Origin of the sequence: Fluoribacter dumoffii NY 23, from assembly GCF_000236165.1 — a bacterium.
Lineage (GTDB): Bacteria > Pseudomonadota > Gammaproteobacteria > Legionellales > Legionellaceae > Legionella > Legionella dumoffii.
Map to the genome: position 1 here is coordinate 2,705,183 of NZ_CM001373.1, position 8,876 is coordinate 2,714,058.

The window sequence follows — 8,876 nt, forward strand, 5'->3', positions numbered from 1 at the left end:
CATGAATGATGCAATTCGCAGTTTTCAAGGTAAATGGCCTTCCATTGGGCAAAGGGTGTTCATTGATCCCAAATCAGTGGTGATTGGTGATGTTCTTTTAGGTGATGATGTATCTGTTTGGCCGATGGCCGTTATCCGCGGGGATGTGAACTCAATTAAAGTAGGCAATGCCTGCAGCATTCAGGATGGAGCTGTTTTACATGTTACCCACGATGGTCCCTACACCTCAGGCGGACAACCATTAATTTTAGGCCAAGGAATTACCATTGGACATCGGGCGGTTTTGCATGGGTGCATGGTGGATGATTTTTGTCTAATTGGTATGGGGGCATTGATTTTGGATGCAGTCCACATTCAACATCATGTAATGGTTGCTGCAGGTTCCGTAGTCACTCCCGGTAAACTACTGGAAAGCGGTTATTTATACCTTGGCAATCCAGCCAAGGCGGTTCGCAAATTAACCGATCAAGAGATGGAGATGCTGGAGTATTCAGCGCAACATTATGTACGCCTTAAAGATAAGCATTTGGTTTCTATCTAATTCAGCATTCCTTAGGGGACAAGCAAAGCTTAGAGCCCCTTTTATTTCCCTGTGATTATTTTTTAAACTAAAATTAAAAGAAACAGATCCAATAGGTGCGTGTAAATGAGTCAAACGCCATTGGAAGTGGAAATATTAAAAACTGAAAAGTTAAGAACGACCATTTTAGCTAGTGTATTCACTTTATTGTCGCTTATGTGGTTAATATTTATCTTTTATGCCCCCGAAGTATTTTTTCGCCTGGCAAGAATACCCGCGTTAATATTACCCAGTTATTTAGCGGGCGCAGCACTTTATTTTCTACTGATGCGCAAAGTGATTTGCCACTACATAGCCCATAAGAAAAATTTGCCCATTTTCCTACGCTATATGAATAGCTTTATCGAAATAAATATTCCCACAGTAGGGATTATTATGGCTGCAACAGTGCAAACTCCTGTGTATGTTCTTTTAATGCCACCTGTTCTACTTTATTTCATTTTCATCATCCTTTCTTCATTAACATTAAATGAATGGCTCTGTCGATTTTCAGGATTTATTGCCGCCAGTGAATATTTGGGACTTTCCTATTACATGCTCAACCACACTAATACCGCAGGCATTGATTTCTATTTGATTGCGTGGTTTCCTTTTGCCTCACGAGGAATAATTTTACTCATGGCCGGGTTTATTACAGGATTCGTTACCAAACAAATTAAAAAGCAGCTTTTTGCCGCTTTTGATGCGCAAAAAGAACGTGATCGGATTGAAGATATATTTGGCCAGCACGTTTCACCGGAGGTGGTATCCAAACTATTATCCAAAGATGCTCATTTGAGTGAATACATCCCTGTTTGTATCATGTTTTTAGATATAAGAAATTTCACGCATTTCTCTGAAGCAAACGATCCATCCACGGTGGTCCATTATCTCAATAATATTTTTAAATACATGGTAAAAATCATTCATGATAATAAAGGGATTATTAACAAATTCCTGGGGGATGGGTTTATGGCTGTGTTTGGGGCACCGTTTTCTAGCGGGAATGATGTGGAACATTCAGTAAAAGCAGCACTCGAAATCATCAAACATACTGAAGAAGAAATAAGAAAAGGCAAGCTGCCTAATCTAAAATTGGGAATTGGGTTGCATTTTGGTTATGCCGTAACCGGTACAATTGGGCCCAAAAGGCGACAGGAGTATACCATTATAGGAGATGTAGTAAATTCTGCAGCCCATATTGAGCAATTGAATAAAACCTATAACTCCCAGATACTTATCTCAGAAGATGCAATTAAGAAATTACCGCATATTAAAGCGGAATATGTAGGGGATGCGTTACTCAAGCAACGTCGCCAACCTATTAAATTGTTTCGGTTGGCGTGACTTTAACTAATGCGGGATATTAACCTGATTGCGTGAAAGTCTGCTTAATTGTGTAGTCAAAACCACCAACCGCAAGGATATTCAAACACATACTTCCCTCCCCTGATTTTATTACATTAATTTAGGGGACGCGGGGTTCGTTTGAAAACTGTTCATAATGTATCGTCTCGCTGGGTTTTTTCATAAATCCATAAATACCAAGCAATTCTCCCTCGCTTAATTTTATCTGCTCTGGAACCTGAATAATATGCTGGTTGAGCTGTTGTTCCATCATCTCAATAAGGGATTGAATCTCATCGTTGATCTTTACCAACTCTTTTTGCTTGATTTTTATATCTTCAATCTCAACTACCAGTTCATCAAGTCGTTTTTCAATTGTCATCTAATTTCCTTAAAATTTTTTCAAATTTATAATGGTGAGTCATATTTGGCAAGATTGATTTTTGCATGAAAATGTGCGGTGAAAATGAATGATTCATGGAAGCATAACCCGGCTGACTTCGGGGATTTGCATGACTAAATCTTCTGTGAATGCACTGGAGGGCGTTTGAAAGCCAATTGGCGCATTACCTGATAAAACATTTTTTACAATGAGCAAAGTGGATAAGGCAGTTAATGTATAACCATTTGGGGTAGTCATGAGTGCGGCGATTTTTATTCCTTTTGCATTAATTGCTTCAGCGTAAATTTTTACAATGGAATTTTTCCTCTGTTCTTCATCGGGACCTGCAGGCAATAGTTCAATCTTATGGATTATGTATTTTTTTACCAGGCTCCACTTCAAAAAACCTTTAAACATATTAATCAGACGTTTGTATTTTATAACTTGTTCGGGTAAGGCCATATAGGTTTCAATATTAGGGATGTGAGTTGACCACCATGCCGATGATAAATCCCCCCAAGAAATGGCGGCACATAACCTCCTGGAAATTTCAAAATCAAAAGTACGCGTTTTACCACAGAACGGGATTTTTGTTAAAACCCCACCATTACGAATTGTGGTACCTTCAGGAATATCTTCCAGCATGGTTTTAGCAGTCCCATGGGAAATACTGGAGTCAGCATCTTTATTGAAAGAAGCTATAGCCAGGATCAATTGTGTTGCATCAGGTAAAAGCCGTTTTAAATAAGCAGCAAGGCAATCACTGGGAACCACATCAAATCCGCAGCCTGGTAATATCATAATGCCTGCTCTTCTTGCCTGTTCATTCAGCGCCATGAGCTGGTCTATTACTTTAAATTCACCAGTAATGTCCAAATAATGTGTTTTGGCAGCAAGACAAGCTAATGCCATGTTTTTAGAGGTATACTTGAATGGGCCGGCGCAATGAATCACTGCAACCATATCCTTTAGAGCTTCTTTAGTTTGTGCCAAATCATTGACGTCAACAACCCTGTAGTCCAAATTTAAGGCTGTGGCTTGAATTTTAAGTTTGGTTTCATTTCTACCTGCTAAGACGGGTGATAAACCGTGCTGCAGGCTGAGTTGTGCAATTAAACTACCGGTATATCCATATGAGCCATAAATAAGGAAATTTTTTTTCATTCAATCTACTCAGAGTATTTCTTAAAATCAGTGTATCCCGGTGATTAGCTTTTAACGAGCCGTTTTAATTAATCGTACTACATCACAAGATGGAGAAAAATTAAGGAAAAAACATATTACGGGTCAAGTGTAACCCGATTGTTTTAAATTATCAGGCGAGAAAAATCAAGAAAGCAGGTACCCCATTTTTTAGAAATATCAGTCCCTAATTTATTGAAAATCATAAAGAATATCCAGTCTTATTTTTAACGGAATGACATAGATATGAAAATCCATTTGTTCATGTTAAATATTTTTTTCTTTTTTAGCAAAAAAAACAGCAAATGAAAAAGTCAGTGGTTTGGGAAATAAGAGCCCTTCACGGTGATTATGAAAAATCTTAAAAACAACATCAGTATACCCTCGTTGTTGTAGCCAAAAAGCAGCTTTTTTTACACAAGGTAAAGAGTCTCTTTGTTGAACAGAATAAGTATCTTGTCCCACAAAGCAGTAAATAACTCCTCTTCCTTTATCCCAATCAGGAGCAGCGTTGTATGATGCAGGAGCGGCTGATGGAAAACTAGGGTAAACTTTTACTTTGTCCCAACTTTTATTGTAAAAAGATAAGCTGGCTGCTTTTTTCTCGGCAACAATCCATGCAGGCTTTTCTGAAGGATATAATTCATGCCAATATTTAAAAATGTCTACTGCTGCCTCCTTCTGTGACAAATAATAATGCACGTCTTGTGTATACGCAGCATAAATGCGTATACCCACAGCGATAAAAATTACGACACATAAATAGATGAATCCAATCGTTTTTAATTGTAGTGGCTGAAAAACCTTTTTATTCTTTACCGGACTCAGAAGAAGTGAATTACGAAGCCATAGTAACGGAAAGGCCAAACCCAAAGGAATAGCCCAAGGATAAGTCAATTTAACGAAACCCAAAAAACCTGCCAGCAAAGTAAAGATAAAAGGCAAGATAGCTATCCACCATAAAGCATCATTTTTTAAATGAATTGCACGCCAACTATTCACCATACGCTGATACCAGGGGCCCTCAAAAAATGTAACAAGAACCACATACCAAGGTATGCACCAATATAATAAAGGCACGAATAAAAATTTTAGACAAAAAATCCAATGTATTTTTCCATCTCCCTTTGCTTGCAAATACACTAGAGTGGGAAAATTATGCTGTGTTAGCCAATAAAAATGTGGGGCTAAGCAGATACAAAAGATCAATAAAGAAAGATAAGGAGAAAAACTGCGATACCAACTACGATATAAAGGTAACAAACTAACAAACAATAAGGTAAGTAAAAGTATCCCTGAAAAATACTTACCTAGCATTGACAAAGCAGCCATCAAACCAAAGAAAAAGCTGTTTAATAAACATTCTAACCAACTTTGAGACTTTTGTGTCGCCTTTAAAAAACCATAAATAGTCCAGGGCCAAAGCATAAGTAAGATGCTATTTGCATTATATTTTGCAGCTAAAGTTGTATATGGAAAAGCAAGCAAAAGTAAAGCCACACTCAAGAAGCTAAATTTTTTGCAGCATTGTAAATATGCATCATTAGAAAGAGACGAGCCAAGAACATTGCTCATAAAAAAAGGAGTCAAGCAAAAGACACCTAATAGACCTAAAGCAACTACTGCATAGGACAAAAGATAAAAAAATTCATTTGTGTGTGGAAAAATTTGAAACCAAGCAGCAGCAATCCAACCGAAAAGGGGAGGATGTTTATCATGTCCCCATGACCACAAACTGCCCCATGCATAGCTTTCTAACATATCATCATATTTATCTAAGTTAGCATCACTAATGACATGTGCAAGCCACCAGATTAACATGCTATAAAGAATTAAAGAAAAAATAGAACAATAAGAAGGACACTCTATTTCCGATGATAAAATACTATTTTTTTTGATAGGGAATAACACATGGATTCCTACTTTAAATTATTGGAATTATCATGGTATCTGTGATTTGATGATTAGCATTTGAGCTATTGCAGAAAAATGACTAGTTCATCATTAAGAAACAATTAAATGGTTATTTTAAATTATTGCTTCAAAAATTAAATTCTGAATTCTCGACTTAATTAATATAAAAAAAAAGCGGCTAAAGAGCCGCTTTTAAGAATAAAACCCTGGCGATGACCTACTTTCACATGAGGAGACCTCACACTATCATTGGCGCGGGTTCGTTTCACTTCTGAGTTCGAGATGGAGTCAGGTGGTTCCAAACCGCTATGGTCGCCAGGAAAACTGGTTTGAGATGATCAATTGGGCATATTATACCCGAATCATGCACGAGGTAAATAAAGAGGACACACTATTTTGTATTTATTTCGGGGCAGGCGTCCTACCCCAGGTATTGATTCAGTTCATCTGAAGTAACTCAGATTATATGGTCAAGACAATCAGCCAATTAGTACAAGTTAGCTGCACGCATTACTGCGCTTCCACACCTTGCCTATCAACGTCGTAGTCTCCAACGGGCTTCATGGGAAAACTCATCTTGAGGGAGGCTTCCCGCTTAGATGCTTTCAGCGGTTATCCCGTCCGAACTTAGCTACCCGGCAATGCCACTGGCGTGACAACCGGTACACCAGAGGTTCGTCCACTCCGGTCCTCTCGTACTAGGAGCAGCTCCTCTCAATTTTCCTACGCCCACGGCAGATAGGGACCGAACTGTCTCACGACGTTCTAAACCCAGCTCGCGTACCACTTTAAATGGCGAACAGCCATACCCTTGGGACCTGCTTCAGCCCCAGGATGTGATGAGCCGACATCGAGGTGCCAAACACCGCCGTCGATATGAACTCTTGGGCGGTATCAGCCTGTTATCCCCGGAGTACCTTTTATCCGTTGAGCGATGGCCCTTCCATACAGAACCACCGGATCACTAAGACCTACTTTCGTACCTGCTCGAGCCGTCGCTCTCGCAGTCAAGCACCCTTATGCCTTTACACTCTTGGTACGATGTCCGACCGTACCGAGGGTACCTTTGTGCTCCTCCGTTACTCTTTGGGAGGAGACCGCCCCAGTCAAACTACCCATCATACACTGTCCTCATCCCGGATTACGGGACCAAGTTAGAACCTCAATAACAACAGGGTGGTATTTCAAGGTCGGCTCCATGAGAACTAGCGTCCTCACTTCAAAGCCTCCCACCTATCCTACACAGTTATCATCAAAGTCCAGTGCAAAACTATAGTAAAGGTTCACGGGGTCTTTCCGTCTAGCCGCGGGTACACTGCATCTTCACAGCGATTTCAATTTCACTGAGTCTCGGGTGGAGACAGTGTGGCCATCGTTACGCCATTCGTGCAGGTCGGAACTTACCCGACAAGGAATTTCGCTACCTTAGGACCGTTATAGTTACGGCCGCCGTTTACCGGGGCTTCGATCAAGAGCTTCTCCGAAGATAACCCCATCAATTAACCTTCCGGCACCGGGCAGGCGTCACACCCTATACGTCTTCTTACGAATTTGCAGAGTGCTGTGTTTTTAATAAACAGTCGCAGCCACCTGGTCTCTGCGGCCCTCTCCAGCTCTGAAAGTAAATCCCATCACCAGAAAGGGCGTACCTTCTCCCGAAGTTACGGTACCATTTTGCCTAGTTCCTTCACCCGAGTTCTCTCAAGCGCCTTAGTATTCTCTACCTGTCCACCTGTGTCGGTTTGCGGTACGGTTCTCTATAAGTTATGGCTAGCAGCTTTTCCTGGAAGCCGGGCATCAATAACTTCGCTGTACACCGAAGTGTCAGCACCATGTCGCACCTCAGGGTTAATGGTAAACCGGATTTGCCTAGTCTACCCCCCTACATGCACATACCAGGACAACCAACGCCTGGCTTATCTAGCCTTCTTCGTCCCCACTTCACCACTTATAAAAAGTCCAGGAATATTAACCTGGTTCCCATCGACTACGCTCTTCAGCCTCGCCTTAGGGGCCGACTCACCCTGCTCCGATTAACGTCGTGCAGGAAACCTGGGACTTCCGGCGTGAGGGCTTTTCACCCTCATTATCGTTACTCATGTCAGCATTCGCACTTCTGATACCTCCAGCAGACTTCTCAATCCACCTTCATCAGCCTACAGAACGCTCCCCTACCACGTGCACTTAGTGCACATCCGCAGCTTCGGTGACTAGTTTTAGCCCCGTTACATCTTCCGCGCAGGCCGACTCGACCAGTGAGCTATTACGCTTTCTTTAAAGGGTGGCTGCTTCTAAGCCAACCTCCTGGCTGTCTATGCCTTCCCACATCGTTTCCCACTTAACTAGTACTTTGGGACCTTAGCTGGCGGTCTGGGTTGTTTCCCTCTTCACGACGGACGTTAGCACCCGCCGTGTGTCTCCCGTGATTCAATTAGCCGGTATTCGGAGTTTGCATCGGTTTGGTAAGCCATGACAGCCCCCTAGCCGAAACAGTGCTCTACCCCCAGTAATCATTCACGAGGCGCTACCTAAATAGCTTTCGGGGAGAACCAGCTATCTCCGGGCTTGATTAGCCTTTCACTCCTAGTCACACGTCATCCGATAATTTTTCAACATTACCCGGTTCGGACCTCCAGTTGGTGTTACCCAACCTTCATCCTGCACATGACTAGATCGCCCGGTTTCGGGTCTACTCACAGCGACTCGCGCCCTATTCAGACTCGATTTCTCTACGGCTTCCTTATTCAGTTAACCTCGCCACTGAAAGTAACTCGCTGACCCATTATACAAAAGGTACGCAGTCACATCTCCGAAGAAATGCTCCCACTGCTTGTACGCAAACGGTTTCAGGTTCTATTTCACTCCCCTCTCCGGGGTTCTTTTCGCCTTTCCCTCACGGTACTGGTTCACTATCGGTCAGTAAGTAGTATTTAGCCTTGGATGATGGTCCACCCATATTCAACCAGGATTACACGTGTCCCGGCCTACTTGTTCGCGTGCTTAGTTCCTAATACAACCTGCATATACGGGGCTTTCACCCTCTATGGCCAACTTTCCCAAGTTGTTCTATTTCATTGTATTATAAATCACACCAGGCTCTTCCCCGTTCGCTCGCCGCTACTTGGAGAATCTCAATTGATTTCTTTTCCTTCGGGTACTTAGATGTTTCAGTTCCCCGAGTTCGCCTCTACAACCTATGTATTCAGTTGCAGATGACCATACTCACGTATGGCCGGGTTCCCCCATTCGGACATCTCTGGTTAAACGCTCGTTTCCAGCTCACCAGAGCTTTTCGCAGGATTCCACGTCCTTCTTCGCCTCTTACTGCCAAGGCATCCACCGTTTGCGCTTCTCTTCTTGACCATATAATCTCAATTACCTCAAAATCATACGGCTTTGCTGTTTCAATACAAGTACGCTTGTGTTACCTCTTTATTTACCAAATTTTTAATGAACGTCTGGTTATTCCAGATTAAAACACTCTCATAAAAA

Annotated in this window: 5 protein-coding genes and 2 rRNA genes; 2 read left to right on the plus strand and 5 right to left on the minus strand. The window is 41.9% G+C overall.

Annotation, left to right across the window (positions count from 1 at the left end; genetic code table 11):
* The first annotated feature begins 1 nt into the window (after window position 1).
* Window positions 2-541: a gamma carbonic anhydrase family protein gene (locus KYQ_RS12245; protein WP_010654557.1), complete on the plus strand. Its 540-nt coding sequence runs from the start codon at window positions 2-4 to the stop codon at window positions 539-541.
* 105 nt (window positions 542-646) lie between these two features.
* Complete coding sequence (locus KYQ_RS12250; RefSeq protein ID WP_010654558.1) at window positions 647-1,906, plus strand: adenylate/guanylate cyclase domain-containing protein; 1,260 nt, start codon at window positions 647-649, stop codon at window positions 1,904-1,906.
* A gap of 121 nt (window positions 1,907-2,027) precedes the next feature.
* Here KYQ_RS12250 and KYQ_RS12255 read toward each other — a convergent pair whose 3' ends face one another.
* From KYQ_RS12255 to KYQ_RS12275, 5 genes are all read right to left on the minus strand, one after another.
* The gene (locus KYQ_RS12255) at window positions 2,028-2,288 is read right to left on the minus strand and encodes a hypothetical protein (RefSeq protein ID WP_010654559.1); all 261 of its coding nucleotides are present in this window, start codon (window positions 2,286-2,288) and stop codon (window positions 2,028-2,030) included.
* A 93-nt stretch (window positions 2,289-2,381) separates the two neighbouring features.
* Window positions 2,382-3,452: a saccharopine dehydrogenase family protein gene (locus tag KYQ_RS12260; RefSeq protein WP_010654560.1), complete on the minus strand. Its 1,071-nt coding sequence runs from the start codon at window positions 3,450-3,452 to the stop codon at window positions 2,382-2,384.
* Window positions 3,453-3,737: 285 nt separating this feature from the next.
* The gene (locus KYQ_RS12265; RefSeq protein ID WP_019350140.1) at window positions 3,738-5,381 is read right to left on the minus strand and encodes a glycosyltransferase family 39 protein; all 1,644 of its coding nucleotides are present in this window, start codon (window positions 5,379-5,381) and stop codon (window positions 3,738-3,740) included.
* Window positions 5,382-5,588: 207 nt separating this feature from the next.
* Window positions 5,589-5,704 (minus strand): 5S ribosomal RNA (rrf, locus tag KYQ_RS12270).
* 146 nt (window positions 5,705-5,850) lie between these two features.
* A 23S ribosomal RNA gene (locus KYQ_RS12275) occupies window positions 5,851-8,747 on the minus strand.
* Window positions 8,748-8,876 lie beyond the last annotated feature (129 nt).